24 protein-coding genes are annotated in these 25808 nt (G+C 46.1%); 16 read left to right on the top strand and 8 right to left on the bottom strand.

All coding sequences use genetic code 11. From position 1 onward, the window contains the following. Positions 1-660 precede the first annotated feature (660 nt). The 3 genes from GKZ89_RS19480 to GKZ89_RS19490 all read right to left on the bottom strand — a co-directional run bounded on the left by GKZ89_RS19480 (position 661) and on the right by GKZ89_RS19490 (position 3737). Positions 661-1455 carry an endonuclease/exonuclease/phosphatase family protein gene (locus tag GKZ89_RS19480; RefSeq protein ID WP_155114077.1) on the bottom strand — a complete coding sequence of 265 codons (795 nt, stop codon included), beginning with the start codon at positions 1453-1455 and terminating at the stop codon, positions 661-663. Position 1456: 1 nt separating this feature from the next. Further along, the gene (locus GKZ89_RS19485; protein ID WP_155114078.1) at positions 1457-3094 is read right to left on the bottom strand and encodes a PTS transporter subunit IIBC; all 1638 of its coding nucleotides are present in this window, start codon (positions 3092-3094) and stop codon (positions 1457-1459) included. Between the two features lie 436 nt (positions 3095-3530). Further along, positions 3531-3737, bottom strand: coding sequence for a hypothetical protein (locus GKZ89_RS19490; protein WP_155114079.1), 207 nt, complete (start codon positions 3735-3737; stop codon positions 3531-3533). A gap of 343 nt (positions 3738-4080) precedes the next feature. Here GKZ89_RS19490 and qoxA point away from each other — a divergent pair, with 343 nt between their 5' ends. The 4 genes from qoxA to qoxD are packed head-to-tail and all read left to right on the top strand — an operon-like array spanning position 4081 to position 8010. Beyond that, positions 4081-5031 (top strand): cytochrome aa3 quinol oxidase subunit II, encoded by a 951-nt coding sequence (gene qoxA / locus GKZ89_RS19495; RefSeq protein ID WP_155114080.1) that lies wholly within the window; start codon positions 4081-4083, stop codon positions 5029-5031. A 27-nt stretch (positions 5032-5058) separates the two neighbouring features. Beyond that, positions 5059-7011, top strand: a complete 1953-nt coding sequence (gene qoxB / locus GKZ89_RS19500; RefSeq protein WP_155114081.1) for a cytochrome aa3 quinol oxidase subunit I — start codon at positions 5059-5061, stop codon at positions 7009-7011. Positions 7012-7025: 14 nt separating this feature from the next. Continuing rightward, positions 7026-7646 carry a cytochrome aa3 quinol oxidase subunit III gene (qoxC, locus tag GKZ89_RS19505; protein WP_155114082.1) on the top strand — a complete coding sequence of 207 codons (621 nt, stop codon included), beginning with the start codon at positions 7026-7028 and terminating at the stop codon, positions 7644-7646. Further along, positions 7639-8010: a cytochrome aa3 quinol oxidase subunit IV gene (gene qoxD, locus GKZ89_RS19510; RefSeq protein ID WP_155114083.1), complete on the top strand. Its 372-nt coding sequence runs from the start codon at positions 7639-7641 to the stop codon at positions 8008-8010. Before qoxC ends, qoxD begins: the two co-directional genes overlap by 8 nt. A 116-nt stretch (positions 8011-8126) precedes the next feature. Here the strand turns inward: qoxD and GKZ89_RS19515 are convergent, their stop codons facing one another. After that, a complete protein-coding gene (locus GKZ89_RS19515; RefSeq protein WP_155114084.1) occupies positions 8127-8417 on the bottom strand; it encodes a spore morphogenesis/germination protein YwcE in 291 nt (96 codons plus the stop codon). Positions 8418-8630: 213 nt separating this feature from the next. Between GKZ89_RS19515 and GKZ89_RS19520 the strand changes: the two genes are divergently transcribed. The 3 genes from GKZ89_RS19520 (at position 8631) to GKZ89_RS19530 (ending at position 11544) form a co-directional block, all read left to right on the top strand. Continuing rightward, positions 8631-9254 (top strand): flavodoxin family protein, encoded by a 624-nt coding sequence (locus GKZ89_RS19520; protein ID WP_155114085.1) that lies wholly within the window; start codon positions 8631-8633, stop codon positions 9252-9254. Positions 9255-9370: 116 nt separating this feature from the next. Next, a complete protein-coding gene (locus tag GKZ89_RS19525) occupies positions 9371-10579 on the top strand; it encodes an MFS transporter (RefSeq protein ID WP_155114086.1) in 1209 nt (402 codons plus the stop codon). A gap of 128 nt (positions 10580-10707) precedes the next feature. Continuing rightward, positions 10708-11544, top strand: a complete 837-nt coding sequence (locus GKZ89_RS19530) for a YitT family protein (RefSeq protein WP_155114087.1) — start codon at positions 10708-10710, stop codon at positions 11542-11544. A gap of 43 nt (positions 11545-11587) precedes the next feature. Here GKZ89_RS19530 and GKZ89_RS19535 read toward each other — a convergent pair whose 3' ends face one another. Then, positions 11588-12946, bottom strand: coding sequence for a YjiH family protein (locus GKZ89_RS19535; protein ID WP_155114088.1), 1359 nt, complete (start codon positions 12944-12946; stop codon positions 11588-11590). Between the two features lie 195 nt (positions 12947-13141). Here GKZ89_RS19535 and GKZ89_RS19540 point away from each other — a divergent pair, with 195 nt between their 5' ends. Together GKZ89_RS19540 and nfsA are read left to right on the top strand one after the other, a co-directional pair. Further along, positions 13142-13996 (top strand): fructosamine kinase family protein, encoded by an 855-nt coding sequence (locus tag GKZ89_RS19540; RefSeq protein WP_155114089.1) that lies wholly within the window; start codon positions 13142-13144, stop codon positions 13994-13996. Between the two features lie 16 nt (positions 13997-14012). Beyond that, positions 14013-14762 (top strand): oxygen-insensitive NADPH nitroreductase, encoded by a 750-nt coding sequence (gene nfsA / locus GKZ89_RS19545; protein WP_155114090.1) that lies wholly within the window; start codon positions 14013-14015, stop codon positions 14760-14762. A gap of 31 nt (positions 14763-14793) precedes the next feature. On the opposite strand, the gene GKZ89_RS19550 is transcribed toward nfsA, so the two are convergent. Both GKZ89_RS19550 and GKZ89_RS19555 read right to left on the bottom strand, forming a co-directional pair. Further along, a complete protein-coding gene (locus GKZ89_RS19550) occupies positions 14794-15027 on the bottom strand; it encodes a hypothetical protein (protein WP_155114091.1) in 234 nt (77 codons plus the stop codon). A gap of 533 nt (positions 15028-15560) precedes the next feature. After that, positions 15561-16373: a bifunctional hydroxymethylpyrimidine kinase/phosphomethylpyrimidine kinase gene (locus GKZ89_RS19555; RefSeq protein ID WP_155114092.1), complete on the bottom strand. Its 813-nt coding sequence runs from the start codon at positions 16371-16373 to the stop codon at positions 15561-15563. A gap of 164 nt (positions 16374-16537) precedes the next feature. Between GKZ89_RS19555 and GKZ89_RS19560 the strand changes: the two genes are divergently transcribed. From GKZ89_RS19560 to GKZ89_RS19575, 4 genes are all read left to right on the top strand, one after another. Then, positions 16538-17119 (top strand): TetR family transcriptional regulator, encoded by a 582-nt coding sequence (locus tag GKZ89_RS19560; RefSeq protein WP_162357114.1) that lies wholly within the window; start codon positions 16538-16540, stop codon positions 17117-17119. 65 nt (positions 17120-17184) lie between these two features. Then, positions 17185-18123: an SDR family NAD(P)-dependent oxidoreductase gene (locus GKZ89_RS19565; protein WP_155114093.1), complete on the top strand. Its 939-nt coding sequence runs from the start codon at positions 17185-17187 to the stop codon at positions 18121-18123. 516 nt (positions 18124-18639) lie between these two features. Then, positions 18640-20232, top strand: a complete 1593-nt coding sequence (locus GKZ89_RS19570) for a solute:sodium symporter family transporter (RefSeq protein WP_155114094.1) — start codon at positions 18640-18642, stop codon at positions 20230-20232. A gap of 101 nt (positions 20233-20333) precedes the next feature. Then, positions 20334-20567: a hypothetical protein gene (locus GKZ89_RS19575; RefSeq protein ID WP_162357116.1), complete on the top strand. Its 234-nt coding sequence runs from the start codon at positions 20334-20336 to the stop codon at positions 20565-20567. A gap of 389 nt (positions 20568-20956) precedes the next feature. Here GKZ89_RS19575 and GKZ89_RS19580 read toward each other — a convergent pair whose 3' ends face one another. After that, positions 20957-21844: a helix-turn-helix domain-containing protein gene (locus GKZ89_RS19580; RefSeq protein ID WP_155114095.1), complete on the bottom strand. Its 888-nt coding sequence runs from the start codon at positions 21842-21844 to the stop codon at positions 20957-20959. A 228-nt stretch (positions 21845-22072) separates the two neighbouring features. Here GKZ89_RS19580 and GKZ89_RS19585 point away from each other — a divergent pair, with 228 nt between their 5' ends. The 3 genes from GKZ89_RS19585 to galT are packed head-to-tail and all read left to right on the top strand — an operon-like array spanning position 22073 to position 25798. After that, the gene (locus GKZ89_RS19585; RefSeq protein ID WP_155114096.1) at positions 22073-23260 is read left to right on the top strand and encodes a galactokinase; all 1188 of its coding nucleotides are present in this window, start codon (positions 22073-22075) and stop codon (positions 23258-23260) included. Then, positions 23257-24240 (top strand): UDP-glucose 4-epimerase GalE, encoded by a 984-nt coding sequence (galE, locus tag GKZ89_RS19590; RefSeq protein WP_155114097.1) that lies wholly within the window; start codon positions 23257-23259, stop codon positions 24238-24240. Before GKZ89_RS19585 ends, galE begins: the two co-directional genes overlap by 4 nt. Before the next feature lie 25 nt (positions 24241-24265). Continuing rightward, entirely contained in the window at positions 24266-25798 is a 1533-nt protein-coding gene (gene galT, locus GKZ89_RS19595) for a UDP-glucose--hexose-1-phosphate uridylyltransferase (protein WP_155114098.1), read from the top strand. The last annotated feature ends 10 nt before the right edge of the window (positions 25799-25808 follow it).

The following is a 25808-nucleotide window of genomic DNA, read 5'->3' on the forward strand; positions in this document are numbered from 1 at the left end:
TGTGCACTGACCCCACTTGCTTTAAAGCACTGGGGGACAGAGACCTGAAGCTGTGAGCCCGTATGCAGCAAGCACTTCGAGAAGAGGTGCCGGAGCTTTAGTGTGGTAGAGAATGTGGGGACGGAGGCGGTGCCTGTCCCCACATCCTTTAAAGCAGCGGGGGACAGAGGACCGCCTGCACAAACCCTTGCGCCGCAAGGGTTTAGAGAGAGCGGTGCCAGAGCTTTAGTGCTTTAGCAGAGGAGGGGTCAGAGACCGGGCGTCTCCGCTCAGCTGAAAATTAAAATTCATTTTTACCGTAGGTGTGCACTGACCCCACTTGCTTTAAAGCACTGGGGGACAGAGACCTGAAGCTGTGAGCCCGTATGCAGCAAGCACTTCGAGAAGAGGTGCCGGAGCTTTAGTGTGGCAGAGAATGTGGGGACGGAGGCGGTGCCTGTCCCCACATCCTTTAATGCAGCGGGGGACAGAGGACCGCCTGCACAAACCCTTGCGCTGCAAGAGTTTAGAGAGAGAGGTGCCAGAGCTTTAGTGCTTTAGCAGAGGAGGGGTCAGAGACCGGGCGGCCAGCCCAGCCCTCAGCATAAAATTATTAAAATCCATCTCCACCGCACACACCACAAAAAAACCCCGCCATCCAGGCGGGGTCCAATTCCTTCATTATAAATTGCTAATTTCGATCTCCACTCCAAAATGATCCGACACAACAGGTTTATTGTTCCCGTTAAAGATCACTTTGGAGGTTTTTACTTGCAGAGGCTGATTAGTCAAAATTAAATCGATCCTCAATGGGTCATTATTTTCTTCCCAGCCGGCTATTTTGCCAGGAACGGTGATGCCGCTGTCTTTTTCTTCAGCGATCTCGTACGTGTCGAGCAGGCCCTGGCTGGTCAGGTAATCATAGCCTTCGCCGCGGATATGGGCGTTGTTGTTGAAGTCGCCCATTAGGAAGAAGCGGTTTTCTTTGTGAATTTGGCGGAGCAGGGAGACGGCCTGTTCTTTGAACGGCTCTTCTGCATCCTCCCACCAGCCCAGGTGGCAGGAGTAGAAGGATACGGGTTCGCTGCCGATTTCCACTGTTGCTCCAACGATCCTTCTTGTTTTCCAGTAAGCGGGATCCGTGGAATTGGTAATAAGAAATGAATGGGTTTCTTTAATTGGATATTTTGAGAGGATAGCAGATCCTTCCTCATACACTTCGTATCCGATGTGAGATTGACCCCAGTGAAGGACATAGCCTTCTTTGCCGAGCTTTTTTATTTCTTCAAGAAGAACAACTGCATAGTTGTCCTTCTTGATCAGACCGTATTCCGTTTCTTCCTTTATAGACTGATTAACCTCTTGCAGGGCAATAACATCGTAGTCTTTTTCCGCAATCGTTTGGGCAAGGACCCTGATTTTATCCATTTGGTTTTCTTCAATCCAGGCGTGGCAGTTTAAGGTCAGCAGTTTCATATTACGCTCCAAGAAGGTCTTGAATATCAGATTTGATGACATCTGCCTTTGGTCCGTAGATCGCTTGTACACCTTTGTCTTTAACGATCAGGCCAAGTGCGCCCTGTTCTTTCCATTTCGGTTCGGCGGCTACGAGTGAAGAGTCTTTTACTGTTACACGTAGGCGTGTCATGCAGGCATCAACGTCTGCGATGTTTTCTCTTCCGCCAAGCAGTTCGATAATGACAGGTGCAAGAGAGCCTTCCTTAACAGATCCGCCGGTTTTATCTGATTCCGTTTCTTCGATATAGTTTCCGTTGCGTCCCGGTGTCGGGAAGTTAAAGCGTTTGATTAGGAAGTTTGCTACTCCGAAATTCAATCCGAAGAATACGGCACAGGCGATCAGGAAGTTTACAAAATCCATCCACAATCCTGCTTTGAATATCATCGGCGTACGGGTGATCAGTTCGATAAAGCCAAAGGAGTGGACGCGCAGATTGATGATATCCGCAAGGGCGAATGCAAGTCCGGTCGTGATCGCGTACACTACATACAGAAGCGGTGCGGCAAACATGAACATGAACTCAATCGGCTCTGTTACGCCAGTCAGGAATACGGCAAGTCCTGCAGAAAGGAACATGGATTTATATTTTGTACGTTTATCTTTATCAACATTGCGGTACATCGCATAAGCGATACCGATTAGAGAAGCGGTGGAGAGAATCATTTGTCCTACTTTGAAACGTGCCGGATGGACATCGTTAAGCAGAGCTTCATAGCCTGCTTGGTTGCCGGCAGAAAGATAGTTATTCAAATCGGCGATCCATGCAAGCCAGAGCGGGTCCTGTCCGGATACAACAGTGCCGGCGCTTGAGCCTGTCAGGACCGTGTATGTGCCGCCAAGTGCTGTATAGTTCATCGGCACAGTCAGCATGTGGTGCAATCCGAAAGGCAGAAGGAGACGCTCCAGGGTACCGAAGATAAATGGAGCAATGATTGGTGCTGTATCTTTAGAAGAAGCAATCCATTTTCCGAAATCGTTCAGCATACCTTGGATGAACGGCCATACAAGAGAAAGGACAATCGCTGTAACAACAGATCCGCCGATAACAGCAAAAGGAACAAACCGTTTTCCGTTAAAGAAAGCAAGTGCATCAGGCAATTTGCTGTAGTTATAGTATTTGTTGAACAGGTTCGCACCGAGGAAACCGGAAATGATTCCGACGAATACTCCCATGTTTAGTGCAGGGGCACCCAGGATGGATGTGAAATAATCCTTAACAAGCAGTTCCTGTCCGAACAGAGAGGACACTGTTGCGGCCGGGTCGTCAAACATGGCACCGCTTACTCCGAAGATTGCTCCGGTAATGCGGTTGATTAAAACGAAAGCGATTAGTGCTGCAAAGGCTCCGCCAGCGCGCTCCTTTGCCCATGAACCGCCGATTGCGACAGCGAACAGAATATGAAGGTTCGTGATGATCGCCCATCCAATATCCTCCATCACCCGCGCGATTGTCATGACCAGGCCGATGTCTCCGCCCATCATGGCAACCAGTTTGCCGAGGGAAATCATGATTCCGGCAGCAGGCATAACAGCTACAACAACCATGAGTGCTTTTCCGAACTTTTGCCAGAAATCAAATGTGAATAAATTCTTCATGTCGTGCTCCTCCTCATTGTATGGGCTTACATTGAATTGAAAAAATAAAAGGTTAAGTGAAACCGAATACATTTTACTGATAAAATGATTATTGCTTGTGCAACTATAAGTGCAACCGTTTGCATTATGATTATATTCAATCTTTGGGAACAATGCAATAGTTTCTAAAAAAATATTTTTTGAGGTAAAAGTCCTCTGTATTACACTTGTAGTATGGATAGAAGACGAGGTTTTACTAAAAGTGAAAACCTGTGAAACGGACATTTAATTGGGATATCGTATAGGAAATGCGGGAGTGTGCAGCCAAATCTGCACACAAGTCAAAAGACTTATTCTGAATCTTTCAGGGGACACATGGACTAGTGCGCCGGTTATCCAGTATGGGGCGTCAGCTATCTCCTTGAAAACAAAAAAACCGGCTTTCGCCGGCTTATAATTAATCCTGTTTTTTGAATCGATCCTCTGAGCTGGAATTATCTTTCGTCTTATCTTTCTTCTTTTCATCCTGCATGTCCTTCTTTAGATCATCAAGCGGAATGGAATCGACGTTTTGTTCACTTTCGAATTTATCATGCAAGCTTTCCTTATCTGTCGGTACTTGTTCGGGATGATCTTTCTGGTGCTTCGTACTTTCTTTCGACATAACTCCCACCTCCCTGATATAATCAATCTATTCCACTTTTTTCGGAAGCTAAACTCTTTAGCGCTCTGTTTTGAAAGCGTTTATACAATTTTTACTTTTCTGATAGGAGTCCGCAGCAGCCAAAAAAGGAGAAAGTTTCACATGAGCCAATAATTATCCAATTGTGTGAACATATTGCGAAAAAATATTGAACAACATGTGACTTTTATATGAAAACTGGATGACATTAAAATTTGGAAAACCTTTTTTGTTTGCGGTCTGTTACTATAAGGGTAAAAGTTTAAGTGGATAGTTGTGCTTTTGGACTTTTTTTGTCATTTTTTGTATAGAAGGATTGGGAAGGATGGTGAACCTTTTGGGTAAATTTTTGAAACCTATGATTCTATTTGGGGCATTAATGTCAGTATTCATGCTTGGCGGATGCAGCCAGTTGGCTGTACTGGATCCGAAAGGACCGGTTGCTGCACAGCAAAGAGATCTGATCATGCTCTCTATTGTATTTATGCTGTTCATTATTGCCGTTGTATTTGTTCTGTTCATTCTTATCATTGTTAAATACCGCGAGCGTCCGGAAAACATGAAATATGAGCCGCCTCAAATGGACGGAAGCAAATTTCTTGAGATTGTCTGGACGGTTATCCCGGTTATTATTGTAATCGCTTTGTCAATTCCGACAGTTCAGGCGATTTACGCCCTTGAAGAGATTCCGGAGAGTGAGCACGCTGATAAGAAGCCGCTTGTTATTCATGCTACATCAGTAGACTGGAAGTGGATCTTCAGTTATCCGGAAGAAAACATTGAAACGGTCAATCAGCTTTTCATTCCTGAAGACCGGCCGATTGAATTCCGTCTGACTTCTGCGGACACGATGGCTTCATTCTGGATCCCGCAGCTGGGCGGCCAGAAGTACGCGATGTCCGAAATGGAAATGAAGCTGTATCTTCAGGCAGATGAGCCTGGAGTATACGAGGGAAGAAACGCCAACTTTACCGGCGAAGGATTTACGAAACAGCGCTTTAAAGTATATGCACAAAAAGAAGGCGAATTTGCTGACTGGGTGAAAGAGAGCAAGGCTGCTCCTAAGCTTACTGAAGAACAGTATGAGAAGCTGATGTTCCCTGGACATACGGAACCTATGAAATTCTCATCGACGCATCTTGGCTTTGTGGATCACGCGAAAGACCCGGAATATGCTCTTCGTGTACGCGAGAAATATGGAATAGAATACAATTCTCATTCTTCTAAATCAGAAGAAAAAGAGAAAAACGACACTGGAGATGAAATCGGCAATTGATTCCAGTTTCAGGGAGGAGGAAAATGAATGTTTGAGTTTATTAAGAACAATCTGATACTTGATGATCCGCTTATACTCGGAGCTCAAGTATCCATTGGTCTAACGACCATTGGCATAATTTTTGTTCTTACCTACTTCAAAAAATGGAAGTGGCTTTGGACAAACTGGCTTACTACAGTTGATCACAAGAAACTCGGAATTATGTATATTATTGCTGCGATCCTGATGCTTTTCCGCGGAGGCGTCGATGCGATGCTCATGCGGGTACAGCTAACGGTAAACAGTGCAGAATTCTTGAATTCACAGCATTATAACGAGATCTTCACCACTCATGGAACCATCATGATTATCTTTATGGCGATGCCGTTCCTGATCGGGTTAATGAACGTTGTTGTTCCGCTTCAGATCGGAGCACGCGATGTAGCTTATCCTTATTTGAACTCATTGAGTTTTTGGACATTTTTCGTAGGAGCTATGCTCTTTAATATCTCATTCGTATTCGGAGGTTCTCCATCAGCAGGGTGGACAGCCTATATGCCGCTTGCGGGTAATGAAATGTCTCCTGGACCCGGACAGAACTACTACTTGCTCGGTCTTCAGGTAGCAGGGATCGGTACACTGATGACAGGTATCAACTTCATGGTAACGATTCTGAAAATGCGTGCTAAGGGCATGACTCTTATGCGCATGCCGATGTTCACATGGACGACTCTGATCACATGTCTGATTATCGTTTTCGCATTCCCTGTGCTTACAGTGGCACTGGCATTGATGACATTTGACCGTTTGTTCGGTTCCCACTTCTTCACCCTTTCAGATGGCGGTATGCCAATGCTCTGGGCGAACCTTTTCTGGATTTGGGGACATCCTGAGGTTTATATCGTTGTCCTTCCGGCATTCGGTATTTTCTCAGAAATCATTTCAACATTTGCGCGAAAAACATTGTTTGGCTATAAAGCAATGGTCGTGGCCATTGTCGTTATTTCCGGCTTGAGCTTCCTTGTCTGGGTGCATCACTTCTTTACGATGGGTTCAAGTGCCGGTGTCAACTCTGTATTCTCCATCACAACGATGGCGATTGCGATTCCGACAGGGGTTAAGATCTTTAACTGGCTGTTTACGCTTTATAAAGGAAGAATCAAGTTTACGGTAGCCATGCTCTGGTCTCTGGCCTTTATTCCGACCTTTACAATTGGCGGGGTAACCGGGGTTATGCTTGCGATGGCTGCTGCGGACTACCAGTACCATAACACGTACTTCCTTGTAGCCCACTTCCACTATGTTCTTATTGCCGGTACGGTATTTGCATGTTTTGCAGGGCTGTACTACTGGTATCCGAAAATGTTTGGCCACAAGCTGAATGAAAGAATCGGACGCTGGAGCTTCTGGCTGTTCACGATCGGATTTAACGTATGTTTCTTCCCGATGTTCTTCCTTGGACTGGATGGAATGCCGCGCCGTGTCAACACGTATGATGCAAGTGACGGCTGGCAGGACCTGAACATCATTGCTTCCGTGGGAGCACTGGGAATGGCTGTTGGATTCGTTGTTCTTGTCTACAACATCTATTACAGCTACCGCTATGCAGAAAGAGAAACAACTGGAGATGCATGGGATGGGCGTACGCTTGAATGGGCTACGACGACTGCTGTGCCTCCTCACTATAACTTTGCTGTCGTTCCTGAAGTAACAGGAATGGATGCATGGTGGCTGACTAAGCAGAAAAACAAGGCAACCGGCAAACGGGCTGCTGTCGAGTATAAGCCGATTCACATGCCTAGCTATTCAGGCAGACCGCTGATCATGGCTGTATGCTTTGGTATTGCAGGGTTTGGACTTGTCTTCTCTCTATGGTGGATGGGTATCATCGGTCTGATCGGTGTATTCATTACGATGATTCAGCGTTCATTTGAATACGATGACGGCTTCTATGTCAGCGTTGAAGAAATACAAGAAACAGAAAAACGGGTAACCGTATAAAGGAGGCGTGCATTTTGGGACATTCTCACACACATGATGGTTCTAACACGCCGCTGGAATATCAATCTGAAATAGGCAGATTAAATATTCTGGGCTTCTGGATTTTCCTTGGAGCAGAAATTGCGTTGTTCTCCACCCTTTTTGCAACGTACTTCGCCCTGTTTAATCAAACGGCAGACGGGCCGCTTCCAGGGGATTTGTTTAAAGTCGAAGGCGTATTGATTATGACATTCCTGCTTTTAACAAGCAGTTTCACATGCGGTTTAGCGATTCATGAGCTGCGCCGCCAAAATACGAAGGGTGTATTTATCTGGACGATCATCACCCTTCTTCTCGGATTGGGATTTGTCGGATACGAGGTGTATGAGTTCATCGAGTACGTTCATGAAGGAGCTGCGATCTCCACCAGCGCGTTCTGGTCTGCGTTCTTCGTTCTTGCAGGTACTCACGGACTTCACGTATCCATCGGGATTGCCTGGATTACGTTCATTCTTATCCAGGTTAAAAAGCGCGGTCTGACTCCTCAGACCGCAACGAAGCTTTTTATCTCCAGTTTGTACTGGCATTTCCTTGACGTTGTCTGGATCTTTATTTTCACGGGAGTCTATTTGATGGGGATGGTGCTGCATGGCTAGTAATACACAAACATCTCATGATAAGTTTCCTTGGAGCCACGTCGTTGGATTTGCATTATCGATTATTTTGACCTTGATTGCTTTGTGGGTCGCACTCGGAACCGATCTGCCAACCACGACCATTCTAATTATTATATTCGTCTTCGCTTTCTTCCAGGCTGCCCTGCAGCTTCTCATGTTCATGCATATGACAGAAACGAAGAGCGGAATGATTCAAACGCTCAATACGATTTTCGCAGCTTTCCTTGCGATTGTGATCGCAGGGGGAACCGTATGGGTTATGGGTTCTCACGGAGGCCACTCCGAGCACCAGAAAAACCCGCCTTCTCATGGAGAAGAGCACGGGGAACACAGCGGACATTAATAAAAAAACCGGCGGCTGCCATTCAGTCCGCCGGTTTTTTTATTCAGCCGCAGCCGGTCACTGCTTCCCGAGCCCGGTTTCTAAGAAAAAAACCTGTATCGGATTACGATACAGGTTTATTCGATAATCGGTGATTTTGGCGAATGCTTCTTATCGTGCTCTTTCTTGATGAGCGGGAAAGCGTAAATCAGTACAGCTGCAATATGGGCGAAAATGACGTTTCCAACGAAGATCATATTGAGGACAAAGTGGTCGATGAAGTTCAGGCTTCCGCTGATATAGAGGAGAAAGTACGCCCACATTCCTAAAATAAAAGGAATATGAAGTAAAGCTAATCTCTTTCTTTCCGGCCATAGAAACAGCGGCGTCGCTGTAGCGATAAACAAGTAAACCACAAACACATCCATTATAGGAGCCTCCTTCATTATTTTTGTTTGCGCTTACATAACTTGACCAATTGTGACAGAGAAGAGAACAATTTGTGAACGTTCTGTTACAATTAGTATACCACAAAATTCAGAATATTAAAGGAATTTACTTGAGAAAATTTGCCTATTTTTACGTTTAGCATTTCTCAATTGTGGAATTTTTAAACTAAGGACAGAACAGGAGGCGGAATCATGACAGTAAAAGCATTAATCTTGAATTGCTCTCTGAAAAAAGGAGACGAAGAATCGAACACGGAGGCGCTCCTAAAAAAAGTCACAGGGATTATGCAGCGTGAAGGAGCCTATACAGAGATCATCAGAGTAGCTGATTATAAAGTATCGTTTGGGATATCGGATGACATGGGTGGCGGGGATGAATGGCCGCAGATTTTTGAGAAGCTAAAGGAAGCGGATATTCTGATCATCGGCACACCGCTATGGATTGGGGAGAAAAGCAGCATTGCCACAATGGTAATGGAGAGAATTTACGGAGGCAGCAGCTTAACAAATGTGAAAGGCCAGTCCATTTACTATAATAAGGCGGCAGGGGCGGTCATTACAGGAAATGAAGACGGAGCAAAGAATGCAGCCGCATCTATTCTGTACGGTCTTGCGCACAGCGGCTTTACCATTCCTCCTAACACAGATACATATTGGACAGGAGAGGCGGGCCCCGGGCCTTCCTTCATTGAAGCGAATGGATACAGCAATGAATTCACTCAAAGCCATGTGCAGATGCTTGCCTACAATCTGCTGTATTTCGCAAAGCTGCTGAAAGAGAATCCGATACCGGCGCAGGGTACGGTTATACAATAAGTACGAAAGGATGGAGCGGGTAGATGCTGCATCCTTTTTTCATGCAGTCCATATTTCCTTCATTTCAGCTTTATGACATAATAAAGAAGAATTTCACAGCAGAAGGGTGTAAAAGGATGAACAATGAAAAGCAGCTTTCAAAAAGAAAGCTTTTAGGTATAGCCGGTATGGGCTGGATGTTTGATGCGATGGATGTCGGACTCTTATCCTTTATTATTGCCGCTCTGGCTATTGAATGGCAGCTGAGGCCGGATGAGATGGCGTGGATCGGTTCTGTCAATTCAATTGGCATGGCTGTAGGAGCCCTCGTATTCGGATTAATGGCAGACCGTATTGGAAGGAAAAATGTGTTTATCATCACACTGCTTCTGTTTTCGATCGGAAGCGGGCTGTCAGCATTAGCCTGGGCGCTGCCGGTTTTCCTCATTCTCCGATTTTTAATCGGAATGGGACTGGGAGGAGAGCTTCCGGTTGCTTCTACACTTGTAAGCGAAAGTGTTGAACCGAAAGAACGGGGGAGAACGGTTGTCCTGCTTGAAAGCTTCTGGGCAGGAGGATGGCTGCTGGCAGCGCTGATTGCCTATTTTATCATTCCGCGGTTCGGCTGGCAGACAGCACTTGTCATCAGTGCCATTCCTGCGTTGTATGCGCTGTATTTAAGGTGGAACCTCCCCGATTCAAAAGCATTCCAGGCAGCCAGGAAGGAAGACCATGAGAGCGCCCTGCAAAAAATGGCGAAGGTCTGGAGCGGGAAATATGCAAAAAGAACGGCCATGCTCTGGATTTTATGGTTCACTGTTGTCTTTTCCTACTATGGAATGTTCCTGTGGCTTCCAAGTGTGATGACGATTAAAGGGTTTACCTTAATTAAAAGTTTTGAGTACGTTCTGATTATGACGCTCGCCCAGCTTCCCGGCTATTTCAGTGCAGCCTGGCTGATCGAGAAAATGGGGAGGAAATTTGTGCTGATTGTATATCTGACTGGGACTGCCATCAGTGCCTACTTTTTTGGCGGGGCAGAATCCGCTGCTGCTTTGCTTGTGTTTGGAATGCTGCTGTCCTTTTTTAATCTCGGTGCGTGGGGGGCATTGTACGCCTATACCCCGGAGCAATACCCGACTTCAGTCCGCGGTACGGGCTCCGGAATGGCTGCGTCCTTTGGCAGGATTGGCGGGATCCTTGGACCGCTGCTTGTCGGATATATGATCGCTCAGGAAGCGGAAATCGGAACGATCTTTACGATTTTCTGCATTTCCATCATCATTGGTGTACTGGCTGTTGCTTTTATGGGAAGAGAAACGAAGCAGCTAGAAATGGAAGAGTAAAACAGGTGGTCTGCCATGTTGAAAAATGACAGATCCGGTGATATATTGATGAACAGGATGCTGCCGGCAAATTCGTGCCGGCAGTGCTTTTTTTGGACTCATCCGGTTTTGGAAAGGAGGATTTTTTCATGATTTCAACCATTAAAGAGTACAGCATGCTGATCATTGGTTCATTCTTCTTTGCGATCGGTGTCAATTTGTTTGCGATTCCAAACGAGCTTGGAGAAGGCGGAGTCACAGGGATTTCCATGCTCCTCTACTATGTACTGGCCTGGTCTCCCGGCATCACCAACTTCGTTATGAACGGGATCCTGCTGATTTTCGGATACCGGCTGCTCAGCAAAAGGGTGACCTATTACTCCATCATATCCATCGTTTTTACTTCTGTGTTTTTGCATGTAACAGAAGGAATGGCAGCCCCGGTAGATGAGGTCATCCTTGGGACAGTCTTTGCCGGTGTATTTATCGGGATTGGCTTGGGGCTTGTGCTACGTGCGGGAGGAACGACAGGAGGCTCTGCAATCCTTGCAAGAATGACTCAGAAATATTTCGGCTGGAGTGTCAGCAGTTCCATGATGCTGTTTGATATGATTGTTGTCCTCAGCTCTTACTTCGTTATTGGAGCCGCCAATACGATGTATACGGTTATCTCGATTTACATCAGCACAAAGGTGCTGGATTATATACTGGAAGGCTTCGATACGAGAAAAGCCGCGACGATCATATCCGATCATGCAGACGAGGTGGCAGCGAAGGTGAATGCTGATATGGACCGGGGAGCGACCGTCATATCAGCCAGAGGAAGCTACACTCAGGAGTCCCGCGATATTTTATATATTGTGATCAACAAGCAAGAGCTGTTTCAGTTAAAAAAAATTGTACACAGCATTGATGATAAAGCCTTCGTCGTCATTCACGATGTACGCGATGTTTTTGGGGAAGGTTTTACATTTCCGAAAACATAAAAACCAAGGGATGCGTTCCCTTGGTTTTTTTAAATATACATCATCAAAACAAAAGGTGTGCTGCCAGTACAATCACAGGCAGTGTGATCAGGGTTCTCTGGAGGAAGATGATAAACAGTTCCCAGAAGGAAACGGGAATCTTCGAGCCAAGGAGAAGGCCGCCCACCTCTGACATGTAAATCAGCTGAGTGACAGAGAGCGCAGCAATGACAAACCGGGTCAAATCGCTTTCGATATCCGATCCGATAATGGTTGGTAAAAACATATCAGCAAATCCGACCATAATCGTCTGGGATGCCGCAGCAGCTTCAGGAATCTGCAGCAGCTGAAGAAGTGGAATAAACGGCAGGCCAAGCCATTTAAAAACAGGTGTAAACTCCGCAATAATCAATGCGATGGTGCCAAGTGCCATTACGATTGGTGCTACACCCATCCACATATCAAGAACGTTTTTTCCGCCATCCTTCAAAAATCCTTTTATTCCGGTGCTTTTTTCCGCTCTTTCAGCAGCCATTTTCAAGCCCCAGCCAAAACGGGAATAGCCAGCTGGTATATCCTCTGAAAGTCCGTTTTCTTCCCCGTTAGAATACGTATCCGCTTTTCGTGAAAGAGGAGGAATGCGCGGGCTGATAATAGCAGCTACAAGCCCCGCTGCTGCAATCGTCAGATAGAATGGAATAAAGTACGCTGTCAACTCTACCTTCTCAATGATGACTAAGCTGAACGTAATGGATACCACCGAAAACGTGGTACCGATGACTGCTGCTTCTCGTTTTGTGTAAAAACCTTCTTCGTACTGTTTGCTTGTCAGTAAAACCCCGATTGTACCATCTCCAAGCCAGGAAGCGAGGCAGTCAATCGATGAGCGGCCCGGCAGCTTGAAAAGCGGACGCATGAATTTTGCCAAAAGCGCTCCGAATAGCTCAAGCAGTCCGAAGTTCAGCAAAAGCGGCAGGAAGAGCCCTGCAAAAAGAAAGACGCAAAAGAGCACAGGAAGCAAGTCTGACAGCAGCAATCCGCCTGTATTTTTTGACCAGATCCATTCCGGCCCGATTTTAAAAAGGGTAAGCACTGCAAAAACGGCCCCTAAGAAACGCGCGATAAACCACACTAGTGGAACATCAAACAATGCGGTAAAAAATGCACTTTTTGTAACAAAATCAGGTTTTGCTGTTTTCGCAATGACCGAGCCAGCCAGTGTCAGGACAATAATCACGGTCATAATGGCAGGAAGCGAGCGGCCCAGCAGATCCTGTAGGGCTCCGGATAAAATAGCAATTGAAATGGTCACTTCATTCTCATATTGAATTGGAACAATAAAAAGGAGGATTCCAATTATGGATGGAATAAGGAATTTTATTAAATTAGAAGGCTGTATGCGTTCTTTTGTATGAGTGGTCAATGGATAATCTCCTTAAGTGCGATATTTATGCAACGTTATACATTTTAATTCATTCTGAAAAAAAAGCAATGGGATAAGCACTATTTTCTTTATTTTCCTGTCGAACCATCGTCTAAACCTCTTCAATCCAATTGTTTGACTGAACCTGTTCTGCTTGGATAATCTTGATAAAGAAAAGAGATGAGGTGAGACAAGATGAATCTTGAATCAGTTCTTTCAAATGCAGGGGACCGTACCTCTATTTTAAAGAAATCTCCTGTAAGAGGGGGAGACATCAACGACGCCTGGCTGATTGAAACAGAAAATGAACGGTACTTCCTAAAAACGAACCATGAAATGGACGAAGCATTTTTTAAAATAGAGGAGACGGGACTTAAAGAGATTGTTTCTTCAAATACCATCTCTGTACCTGCCGTTTACCAAAGCGGTGAATCGGAAGGGACTCCTTATCTGCTGATGGAGTGGATAGAGGGGGACAAGACCGGACAGACAGAAGCTTTGCTTGGACAGCGTCTTGCTGCGATGCATCGTGTAACAAATGAACAGTTCGGATACGGCGGAAACACGTGCATCGGACGGCTCCGGCAGCCGAATGGCTGGTATGACAGCTGGACAGATTATTACTGCAGCAAACGTCTTTTTCCGCAGATGGAACTGGCAGTCAGCAGCGGCCGCATGACGGGGAAAAGGAGACTCAAGATGGACAAGCTGCTGTCAAAGCTGGATCTGTTTCTTCCGCACAATCCCGAGCCGTCTTTACTTCACGGGGATCTATGGGGAGGGAACTGGATAGCGGGAGCAGGCGGAGAGCCCTATCTTGTCGATCCTTCTGTATTCTACGGAGACCGCGAGCTGGAAATTGCGTTTACAGAGCTGTTCGGCGGCTTCGGTCATGCTTTTTATGAACAGTACAGAGAAGCTTTCTCTCTTGAGGGCAATTATGAGGACAGAAAACCGCTTTATCAGCTGTATTATCTGCTCGCTCACTTAAACATGTTTGGAGAATCGTACGGCAGTTCTGTTGACCGGATATTAAACCGATACATTTAAAAGGAAGGGATCACAAATGAATTCAGCTATTGAAACCATGCTAAAGCACCGCTCCATCCGTAAATATAAGGATACTCCACTCTCAGAGGAAGAGATCGGCACACTTGTAAAAGCGGCACAGTCCGCCTCCACCTCAAGCAACATCCAGGCCTATTCCATAATCGGAATAAAGAACCCTGAGACGAAACAAAAGCTTGCAGAGCTTGCGGGCGGCCAGTCTTATGTTGCCCATAACGGCCATTTCTTTGTGTTCTGCGCCGATTTATACCGGCATCAGGTGGTCGGGGAAATGGAAGGCAAGGATGTAACGGAATCACTGGAGAGTACAGAGAAGTTTATGGTAGCGGTGATTGATGCAGCGCTGGCTGCCCAGAATACAGCTGTTGCAGCCGAATCCATGGGCCTTGGAATCTGCTATATTGGAGGGCTTCGGAACAACCTGCCGGAAGTGTCAAAGGTGCTGAACACACCGGATCGGGTCATTCCCCTGTTTGGATTGACGGTTGGCCACCCAGATCAGGATCCCGAAGTAAAGCCGAGGCTTCCATACGGGCACATGTATTTTGAAGAAGCGTATAACCCGGAACGGACTTCATTTGAAGCAGGGCTTCACGAATACAATGAAACCGTTTCTTCTTACTATAAAGAGCGCACAGGCGGGAAAAGGGCGGATACCTGGACAGGTCAGATGGCAGAGATGCTGTCCCGTCCGCAGCGGATGTATATGAAGGAATTTGTACAGGGTAAAGGATTTGACCGGCAATAATAAAACGGGCCTCCGGTGCAGGAGGCCCGTTTTATTTTCCTCTGGTCAGCCACCAGACAGGATAGGCAGCTGCAAGGTATAAGAAATACAAAATGGAAAACAGCCATCCGGCCGGCTTTAACAGGAATAAATCCACAACGTCCTCTGAAGCGTGGACGAAAGGTTTTTCTTTTCCTGCTGAGGCATGCAAAAAGAAAAACAGAAGTGAGAACAAAGCAAAGCAGACTGCATAGGCAATGAGAAGAATAAGGTAAAGTTCTGGCATTGAAGCAGTTTCCTCCGGCTTTTCTACTTGTACCACTAGCGGCTCCGCTGCTCTTAAACTTCTCCATTCACAGCCCAATCTCCTCTATTCTGTACCATGCTGTGTATAACCTGTTGATGAACCGGTAACTGCATGCAGATATAGTAGGGAACGTGTGTACCCACACAAAATGTGGGTAACTATTGTGGATATGTTGATAAGTTCTGTGGACAACCTGTTTGTAAAGCCGGATTTACTTGTGTATATCTAACAATTTACAAAACATCCATAGGATATTAACATCTGTGTGGATAATTAAAGGGGTCTTGTGGAAGGTTTGAACAGTTCGCAAATATAAGGTTTGGTTTCGCAAATATATGAAAATTTTCGCAAATAAACAGATGGATAACGGAAACAGTTGGACGCTAATTAAGATTAATTCCCTGCTGGAGTGCTCAGAATTGAGAGCCAATTCACATTTTCTAACCGTTCCCCCTGAATCTGCTGCGGCAATGAAAAAAAACCCGGTCAATTGACCGGGCCCGTCTCACTTATCACTCGCCATACAGCCTTAAGCCTGCATGGTTGGTTGGTCCAACATATTCATTCAGCGGGAATGAGTGCTTGATAGCCGCTGTAATAAATTTTTTCGCTTCATAAATGGCATCCTTCACTTCCATCCCTTTTGCAAGGTTAGCCGTGATGGCAGATGAATATGTGCAGCCTGCGCCATGTGTATAGGACGTTTCAATTCTCTCGCTCTCGAGTACTTCAAAATCGGTTCCGTCATACAGCACATCCACTGCTTTTTCGTGTTCCAGCTTTCCGCCGCCTTTTACAAGGACGTACGGAACGCCAAGGGAATGGATCTTTTCAGCTGCTTCCTTCATTTGTTCAACTGTCGTAATGGTGCCGATTCCGCTGAGCTGGCCCGCTTCAAACAGGTTGGGAGTGATAACCGTTGCTTGAGGTGCAAGGATATCACGCAGGGCTTCTGCAAGTTCCGGGAACAAAACTTCGTCCTCGCCCTTGCATACCATCACTGGATCAACTACTACATTTTTTAAACCGTGCTGATGAATGGTATCTGCTGCTAGCCGGATAATGTCCACAGTCGGAAGCATACCTGTCTTCATCGCGTCCGGACCGATTCCTTCAACGATTGTGGCAAGCTGAGGTTTGATCACATCAAGCTCGATCGGAAACACTTGATGGTGCCAGTCGTTTTGAGGATCCATGGCCACAATGACCGTTAATGCTGACATCCCGTATACGCCATGCTCTTGAAAGGTTTTCAAATCTGCTTGTATTCCTGCACCGCCGCTGCTGTCAGAGCCGGCAATGGTTAATGCTTTAGGCATATTCATATGCTGTACCTCCATCCTCTTACCCAATACTTTATCTTGTTTATTATACCAATTCCATAAGATGATAAAAAGAGAGTTGCTTATTGGAAAAAAAATCTTGCAGCGTGCATCAGTAATGAAGTAAAGTATTATTTGAACAGTGGTTAATAAGTGAGGTGCAGCAGGTGGCAGCCAGAAAAGCAGTGACACAGGAACTATCGAGAGAGATCATCATGGAAGCAGCCCGCTCCCAATTTACTGCAGAAGGGTATCAAAACGTCTCCATGCGAAAAATTGCAAGAGAACTCGGCTACAGTCATGGATCTATTTACTATCATTTCAAGAACAAGGCCGAGCTCTTTTACGCAATCGTTAAAGCTGATTTTCAGCTGCTGGATCAGGTGCTCGATCAGATTCTTGAAGACAGCCATACCTCGGGGGAAGAAAAACTTCATAAGATCTTTATGGGGTACATTGAATTCGGACTCACCCATCAAAGTCATTATGAAGTGATGTTTCTCATAAAAGATGAAGAGGTAAAAAGCTATTTCGCTGAGGAACCGAACATAAGCTATGAGAAATTCGCACAGGCCATTTATCAGCTTTCGGCTGAAAAACCGTCTGTCCCGCAAATTTGGTCTGTCTTTCTGTCTTTGCACGGGTTTGTTACCCATTATTGCAAAACAGAAATGACATTTAAAGAAGCAGAAGAGATGGCGGAGCGGCATGCAAATTTCTTGATCAAAGCGCTTAACAGCTGCAGGTAGATGATCCTGCAGTCTATTGTTACCCACTATTGACCACTGGTTAAATAACGAAAGGGGAATGGAAAATGAAAAAAGCAGCAGTATTGGGAGCCTCCGGAGGAATGGGGTATCACTTAGTAATGGAGCTGGCAGCGAACGGAATAGAAGTGACCGCCTTTGCGAGGAACAGCGAAAAGCTGAAGCGGATGTTCGGAGATCTGCCTGGAATAACAGCCGTTTCCGGGGATGCACTCCATGAAAAAGAAGTGCTGAAAGCGTGCAGCGGTGCAGATTACATTTTCCATACAGTCAGTGTCCCATATCCGGACTGGGAAGAGGGGCATCCTGCAATAATGAGAAATGCTCTAAAAGCAGCAAAAGCAGAGAGTGCACGTCTGATTATCATCGACAACATTTATGCGTATGGAAAGTCAGAAGGCAAAAAAGTAAAGGAAACGAAGCAAAAAAATCCCCATACAAAGAAAGGAAAAATTCGTCTCGCTCTGGAAGAAACGGTTAAAAACTCGGGCACGCCTTATCTATTCTTGCATTTTCCCGACTACTACGGTCCGAATGCCGAAAATACGCTGCTGCATCAAACGCTTAAGCCGGCAGCAGAAGGGAAAAGGCCCATTTTCATAGGGGATATGGACATGCAGCGGGAATTTATTTACACACCGGATGGAGCCAAGGCTGCAGTCACACTAGCTTTAAAAGAAGATGCATATGGGCAGAACTGGAACATTCCCGGGAACGGTACAATCAGCGGAAACGACATCATGGTTCTCCTTAAGGAAGCAGGCTGTGCGAAACCGGCAATGAAAATTGGAAAAAGGATGATTTGGCTGATGGGACTGTGGGATGCCAATATGAAAGAAATGAGAGAAATGATGTACCTGTATGAGAACCCGGTCATTTTATCTGGAGAGAAGGTTGAAGAATTCGCAGGAAATCTCCCGGCCGTCTCTTATAAAGAGGGAATTGTTCATACATTAAACGGATTAAAACAGCAGCAGCGATCGTAGAGATCGCTTTTTTTGTCCGAAAAGGAGAACTTTTGAAAAGAAGACAGCAGAATCGGAGTTTATCCCCTTAACTGGCGGAGTAACGGCGCTGTGCAGGATTAGCCGCTGTTATTTATTTGCGAAAATCTCAGGATATTTGCGAAATCCGAACACTTATTTGCGAAAAAATTTATATATTTGCGATTTTCTTTGATTTATTTGCGGATGGAAAAATCAGGTTTGTGCCGGGGACCGGAATGTCCGGTTCCTGCCGAGTTAAGATAGGGGATCCGTCCCTTTTCGACCATAAAGGGGGATGGTAAGTTCCACGAATGCTGCTTCCCGGAAGCGGATTTCCTCCAAAATAGCAAATTAATGCTCCAAATGCGCAATTATCCCCCTGTTGACGGAAAATGAAAGCGTTTATAGAATGGAAGGCAGACAGAAAAAGTTTAATAGACAAGTTAATTAAATTAATAAAGTAAAAATGAAAGCGCTTATGAAAGCGTTAACCTTTCACACCAGGGAGTTGAGCCTATGAATTTTATAACAGTTGCATCATTTATTTTCTTTACCGTACTCGTAGCAGTTATTTCTTATTTTCTTACGAGGAAAGAGAAACTGGATACGCAGGAAGGCTACTTTTTAGGAGGACGAAGCCTTGGGGCATGGGTGATTGCCGGCTCCCTTCTATTAACAAATCTATCGACTGAACAGCTGGTAGGGCTCAATGCAGACGGATACCAGTTTAATATGTCCGTGATGGGCTGGGAAGTAGGTTCGGCCATAGCCCTTGTACTCGTTGCCTTCTTTTTGCTTCCGAGGTATTTAAAAGGCGGCCTGACGACCATTCCTGATTTCCTGGAAGAACGGTTCGACAGCGGCACGAAGCAAATTGTAACGCTTCTGTTCCTTTTCGGTTATGTATTAAACTTGCTTCCTCCGATTCTTTATTCAGGAGCGACTGCGTTAAGCTCGATCTTTAATGTGCAGGAAGTGTTCGGGGTCAGTTATGAAACGTCCATTTGGATGATGGTTTGGGCGATCGGGATCATTGGCTCCATCTATGCCATTTTCGGTGGACTGAAAGCGGTTGCTGTCTCTGACTCCATCAATGGCATCGGCCTTCTGTTCGGAGGTCTTTTGATTCCGTTTCTCGGTCTGTCGGTCCTTGGAGATGGCTCTCCGATTGCCGGTTTCCAGTCCATTGTCGAAAAAACTCCTGAAAAATTGAACTCAGTCGGAACAAATTCGGATCCGGTTCCATTCAGCACAATGTTTACCGGAATGCTGCTCGTCAACTTGTTTTACTGGGGCACGGCGCAGCATATCATCCAGCGTGCATTAGCTGCCAAAAACCTGAAAGAAGGCCAAAAGGGTCTGATCATCACAGCTATTGCCAAGCTTTTGGGCCCAGCGTTTTTAATTCTGCCGGGGATCATCGCCTTCAACATTTTCGGTCCGGGACTTGAGCCGATGGAGGCCTATCCGAAGCTTGTCAATCACGTACTGCCGACGCCGCTTGTAGGGTTCTTTGCAGCGGTTCTGTTCGGAGCGATCCTGTCTTCCTTCAACTCGGCGCTGAACTCATCCGTAACCCTTTTTACGCTTAACATTTATAAGCCTTATTTCCGTCCGGATGCAACGGATGCCCAGCTTGTAAAGAACAGTAAAATTACTGGAACATTCCTGGCAATCTTCGCTATGTGTGTAGCACCGCTCATCATGTTTGTGCCTCAAGGATTCTTCCAGTACTTGCAGATCGTAAACGGGTTTTACAATGTTCCAATCTTAACGATCATCATTATCGGATACGCGACTAAAAAAGTGCCGGCTATTGCTGCAAAGATCTCACTTGTCCTGTTCATCTCCGTTTACGCGGTAACCCAGCTAGTGTGGGACACAGGCGTTCATTTCCTTCACATTCTTGCTGTCCTGTTCGTCGTATGTTCCGGACTCATGCTTCTGATCGGAAAATTATGGCCGAAGGATACCGAATATAACCTGGAGGATAAAAAGGTAGTGGACATGACTCCATGGAAGCTGCTTTACCCGATGGGCTTTGTCGCCATCGTTGCCATGATTACCGTATATGTTCTGTTCTCTAATGCCGGTTTCGCAAACGGCTAAACGTCAGATCAAAGCCGCCGGATGTTCCCGGCGGCTTTTTACATGGTTATGCCGCAGCAATGGTATAATAATCTTCAAATGCCAAAAGCAGGTGATTCAACGTGAGTATACAAACCCTATATGATGACATCTATGAAAGGTTGGAAAAGGACCATCAATCCGTATTGGACGTACTGCAGATCAGCCCATTGAATGCGGAAGAAAAAGAAAAGGCAGAGCGGATGGAGCTTGCTCTGCAAACGGCAAAAGATATCTTTGAAAATCTGATGTCCCCCGGGACGACGATGAAAATCGTACATGCCAAAGCATCGCTGACAATCGAAATTAAGGAGTGATCAGCCAGCGGAAGGCTTGCTGTTTCCTTGTCGAAATCACCCGAAAAGTCGATATATCAAAAAAATCGTCGATATCCTGTGAAAAAAGTAGATAACCGGGAAAAATCGTCGATATCCTGTGAAAAAAGTAGATAACCGGGAAAAATCGAAGATATCCTGTGAAAAAAGTAGATAACCGGGAAAAATCGTCGATATCCTCTGAAAAAAAGAAGATAAACGAAAAAAATCGTCGATAACTAGAGAAAATCGTCGATAACCCCAAAAATTCGTACGCAAAAACAGCTAATATACAGAAAAATCCGCCGATGTTCTGCCGTTTGACATGGATATCCTTACGATGAGATCATCACCGGCGTCTGATAGCAGCAAAACAAGACCTGCTCGCTGCTTTACCGGTCCAATAGCTCGGGTCTGTCCCATTGCCAGCCGGATTTTTTCCTCCGAAGCTCTCCCGGGGATTTCCCTGTTACTTTCCGGCAAACCTTGTTTAAGTAGTTGGCATTTGTATAGCCGACGAGGCTTGCGATTTCCTCGGTCGTGTATTTCGTGTGCTCAAGCAGTTCGATGGCTTTGGAGATCCGGATCCGCGTTAAATATTGGATAGGTGTCATTCCGGTGTTTTTTTTGAAAATCCTCGTAAAATGGTATCTGGATAAGCCTGAGGCATCCGCCATTTCATCGGGACCGATCGGGTTTTGATAGGATTGGCGGGCAAAGAGGACGGCACTTACAATGCTCTCCGGCCATTCATCCATTTCTTTGTCCAGTGCGGAAACATATTCGTACAGTTCCATAATAAATTGATAGGCAAGGCTTGAGCCCTTATAGGCAGATGTAATGTTTTTGCTGTTGGCTTCATCATAAATCTGCTTGACGAGCTTAACCGGAACCGATTCGGGATGGAAACGGATGACTTGGTTCGTGTTGCTTTGAATATGTTCAAAGCAGCGGTCTGCTTCTTTTCCGTAAATGGTTACATACATAAACTCCCATTTTTCGCTTGCTTCTGGCAGATAGTAGCGGTATTGACTCGGACTTTTAACGATAAAAGCATGGCCCGGCTGAATCCGGTGCACTTTTCCATCGATGTCGATTTCGCCGAACCCGGACAATGTGACTTGAAAAATCACTTTCCCCAGATCTTTGCGTTCCGTCCCGCTCCAGGAATAAATGCTGGAGGTCTGCTCTTCCCAGCCCACCGACCAAAGCTGTGCCAGCTGATTCAATGGTTCTTCTTTAAAACGGAACGCTACAGCCCCGTGCTGAATATCAGGCATACTAGCTTCCTTCCTTCCTATCATCTATAAAGCAAAAAAGAATACTTTCTTTGTGCTTGACTGGAATCCCCTATATCATACAGGCACTCAGTCCCCGTTAAATGAAAAGCAAAAAAATACCGTTCGTTCTCAACTATTTTACCATTGTCATCCCCTGTTCACACCTCTACAATGGAAATAGATCATGTATCCGTTTTCAACTAATTTTTCATTGGCAGGTGGGAATTTATGTATACACAGTTAATTAATCAATTTAATGAAGTTTTCGGCCCGGGAGCGGAGGCGAGAATCTTTTTTGCTCCCGGAAGAGTCAACTTAATAGGTGAACATACCGATTATAACGGCGGCCATGTTTTTCCATGTGCGTTAGATGTCGGGACCTATTGTGTGGTAAGGGAGAGGCAGGATCAAACCGTAAGGATGTACTCGCTGAACTTTCAGGAGAAAGGGATGATCGAGTTTGCGCTTGAGGACCTTCAATATGTGAAAGACCATGATTGGGCAAATTATCCGAAAGGCGTCTGGAAGGAGTTCAGTGACCGGGGAGTGAAGCTTGCTGCCGGCGTGGACGTTCTTTACTTCGGTAACATACCTAATGGGGCCGGGCTGTCTTCTTCTGCTTCCATTGAACTGGCATCCGCCGTTATGATGAATGAACTGACGGAATCTTCCTTCCCTATGCTTGATCTTGTGAAGATGAGCCAGCATGCCGAGAATGATTACATCGGAGTCAGCTGCGGCATTATGGACCAATTTGCAATCGGAATGGGGAGAAAAAATTCAGCTGTACTGCTCGATTGCCAGACGCTTGAGTACCAGTACAGCCCCCTTGAGCTGCAGGATGCCGTGCTTGTCATCACGAATACAGGAAAGCGGCGGACGCTCGCTGATTCAAAGTACAATGAGCGCCGTGCAGAGTGCGAACGGGCACTTGAACAGTTGAAAACAAAATTGGATATTCAGTCTTTGGGAGATCTCTCTGAAGAGCAATTCGAAGAGTATCAGCATGTGATTGAAAATGAAACAGACAGGAAAAGAGCGCGGCATGCGGTCATGGAGAATCTTCGCACGCTTGCGGCAGTGAAAAAACTGCAGCGTGGAGATATAGAAGGCTTTGGACAGCTGATGAATGAGTCACATGCTTCATTAAGAGATGATTACGAAGTGACAGGGAAAGAACTGGATGCCCTCGCTGAAATTGCATGGAAGCAGCCTGGAGTCATCGGCTCACGTATGACAGGTGCGGGCTTTGGCGGCTGTACGGTCAGCATTGTGAAAAAGAGTGCAGTGGAGGCCTTTATTTCAGAAGCGGGCGCAGAATATGAGAGAGAAACAGGGCTGACGCCAGCCTTTTATGTAGTGGAAGTCGGCGAAGGAGCAAGAGAAATAACCCATACAGGAGGAGAAAACAAATGACCATTTTAGTGTGCGGAGGAGCAGGCTACATTGGAAGCCATGCGGTTTCAGAGCTGCTTGACCGGGGTGAGAAGGTTATTATTGCTGACAATCTGCAAAAAGGCCATGAAGGGGCAGTGCTTGAAGGTGCAACACTGTATTCCGGCGATTTGAGAGATGAAGCGTTCCTCACAAAAGTCTTTGAAGAAAATGAGATTGAAGCGGTCATGCATTTTGCTGCCGACTCCCTTGTAGGCGAGAGCGTGGAAGAACCGTTGAAGTATTATGATAACAACGTAGGCGGCGCTCTTTCTCTATTAAAAGTGATGAAGAAGTTCAATGTTGATAAGATCGTGTTCTCTTCCACTGCAGCCACTTACGGGGAAGCAGAAAGCATGCCGATTCAGGAGACAGATCCGACTGAACCGACAAATCCTTATGGGGAAACAAAGCTTGCCATTGAAAAGATGCTGAAGTGGTCTGATCAGGCGCACGGATTGAAGTATATGGTGCTGCGCTATTTTAACGTAGCGGGCGCACATATGGACGGGAAACTTGGCGAAGACCATCAGCCGGAGACCCACCTCATTCCGATCATTTTGCAGGTAGCACTCGGCCAGCGTGAGAAAATTATGATTTTCGGTGATGATTATGCAACACCGGATGGCACCTGCATCCGTGACTATATCCATGTAACTGACCTCGCGGATGCTCATGTGCTTGCGCTTGAAGCATTGAGGAAACAGCCTGTCAGCGGGACGTACAACCTGGGGAACGGCAACGGTTTTTCCGTTAAAGAAGTAATCGATGCTGCAAGGTCGGTCACCGGACATGAGATTCCTGCAGAGGTGGCTCCAAGACGCGCAGGAGATCCGGCGAGACTTGTCGCTTCTTCAGAAAAAGCAATGAGAGAACTCGGCTGGAAGCCAAAGTATGCCGATTTAAAAGTCATGATTGAAAGTGCCTGGAACTGGTACCAGAAACATCCGAACGGCTATTAAAAATAGAGTAACGGGAGGGAAAGAAATGCGAGAAGCCATTTATTCTTACATTGAGGAATTAATCCAATACGGGCTTGAAAAAAAGCTGGTCTCAAAATGGGATGCCATAGTGGTAAGAAATAAGCTTTACGAAGCGCTGGATCTGCCTGGTGAGCAAACAGAGCCGGCCGCCGGTGCCATTCCGGAAACTCCTGTTCCTATTCTGGAAAAAATCCTGGACTGGGCAGCGCGGAACGGAAGACTCGAAGAAAATACCGTTACGTACAGGGACTTGCTTGATACGAAACTGATGGGCTGCCTGACTCCGTCCCAGTCTGAAGTGATCCGCAGATTCCGTGAAACTGCAGCAAGAGACGGGATCGAGGCTGCGACCGGGTCCTACTACCAGTTCTCACAAGATATTCATTACATCCGGACGGACCGGATTGCCAAAAACAAGCATTGGTATTCGGAAACCCCGTACGGAAAAATGGAGATTACCATCAATCTCTCTAAGCCCGAGAAGGATCCGAAGGCGATCGCGGCAGCGAGGCTTCTTTCTGCAAGCAGCTACCCGGAATGCCTTTTGTGCAAGGAGAATGCAGGATATGCAGGAAGACTGAATCATCCTGCAAGGCAAAACCACCGGATTATCCCTGTCGCATTGAATGATGAAGAATGGTACCTCCAATATTCGCCTTATGTATATTACAATGAACATTCCATCATTCTGGCCGGTGACCATAAACCAATGAAAATCTCCAAGGAAACCTTTGTGCGCCTGCTTGATTTCACAGATGAGTACCCTCATTATTTCCTTGGGTCCAACGCTGACCTGCCGATCGTGGGCGGATCAATCCTGAGCCATGATCATTTTCAAGGCGGAAGGCACGATTTTCCGATGGCGAAAGCCGGAATCGAGCATTCCTTCACCTTCTCCGGGTATTCCGGCATAAAAGCAGGGATTGTGAAATGGCCGATGTCCGTCATCCGCCTGCAGGGAACGGATAAAAGCGAGCTTGCGAGACTGGCAGACCACCTGCTTGGAGAATGGAGGGCCTATTCCGACCCGGCAGCGGAAATTTCCGCAGCAAGCGGGGAGGAGCCTCATAATACGATCACGCCGATCGCGAGAAGAAGAGGCGGCATGTTTGAACTAGACCTTGTACTGCGCAATAACCGTACGAGCGAAACGCATCCGATGGGCATCTTCCATCCTCATTCAGAGGTTCATCATATTAAAAAAGAGAATATTGGTTTAATTGAAGTAATGGGCCTTGCTGTGCTGCCGGGCCGCCTGATCGAAGAAATGGAGCAGCTTGCTGCGATTCTTCCGTCCGAGCAGGCAGAAGAAGAGATCAATAAGGTTCCTGTTCTTGTGCAGCATGCAGAGTGGGCTTTGAACATAAAGGAACGAAGAACGGTTACTGAAGAGAATGCCTATTCAGTTCTTCAGGAAGAACTGGGAAAAATCTTTGCTGTCATATTGGAACATGCCGGTGTATTTAAACGAACGGAGGACGGAATGTCATCCTTCGCAGCGTTTTTGAAAACAGCAGGCGGAAACCCTGCAATATAAAGTGTGGATT

The sequence above is a fragment of the Metabacillus mangrovi genome, from assembly GCF_009711125.1.
Lineage (GTDB): Bacteria > Bacillota > Bacilli > Bacillales > Bacillaceae > Metabacillus_B > Metabacillus_B mangrovi.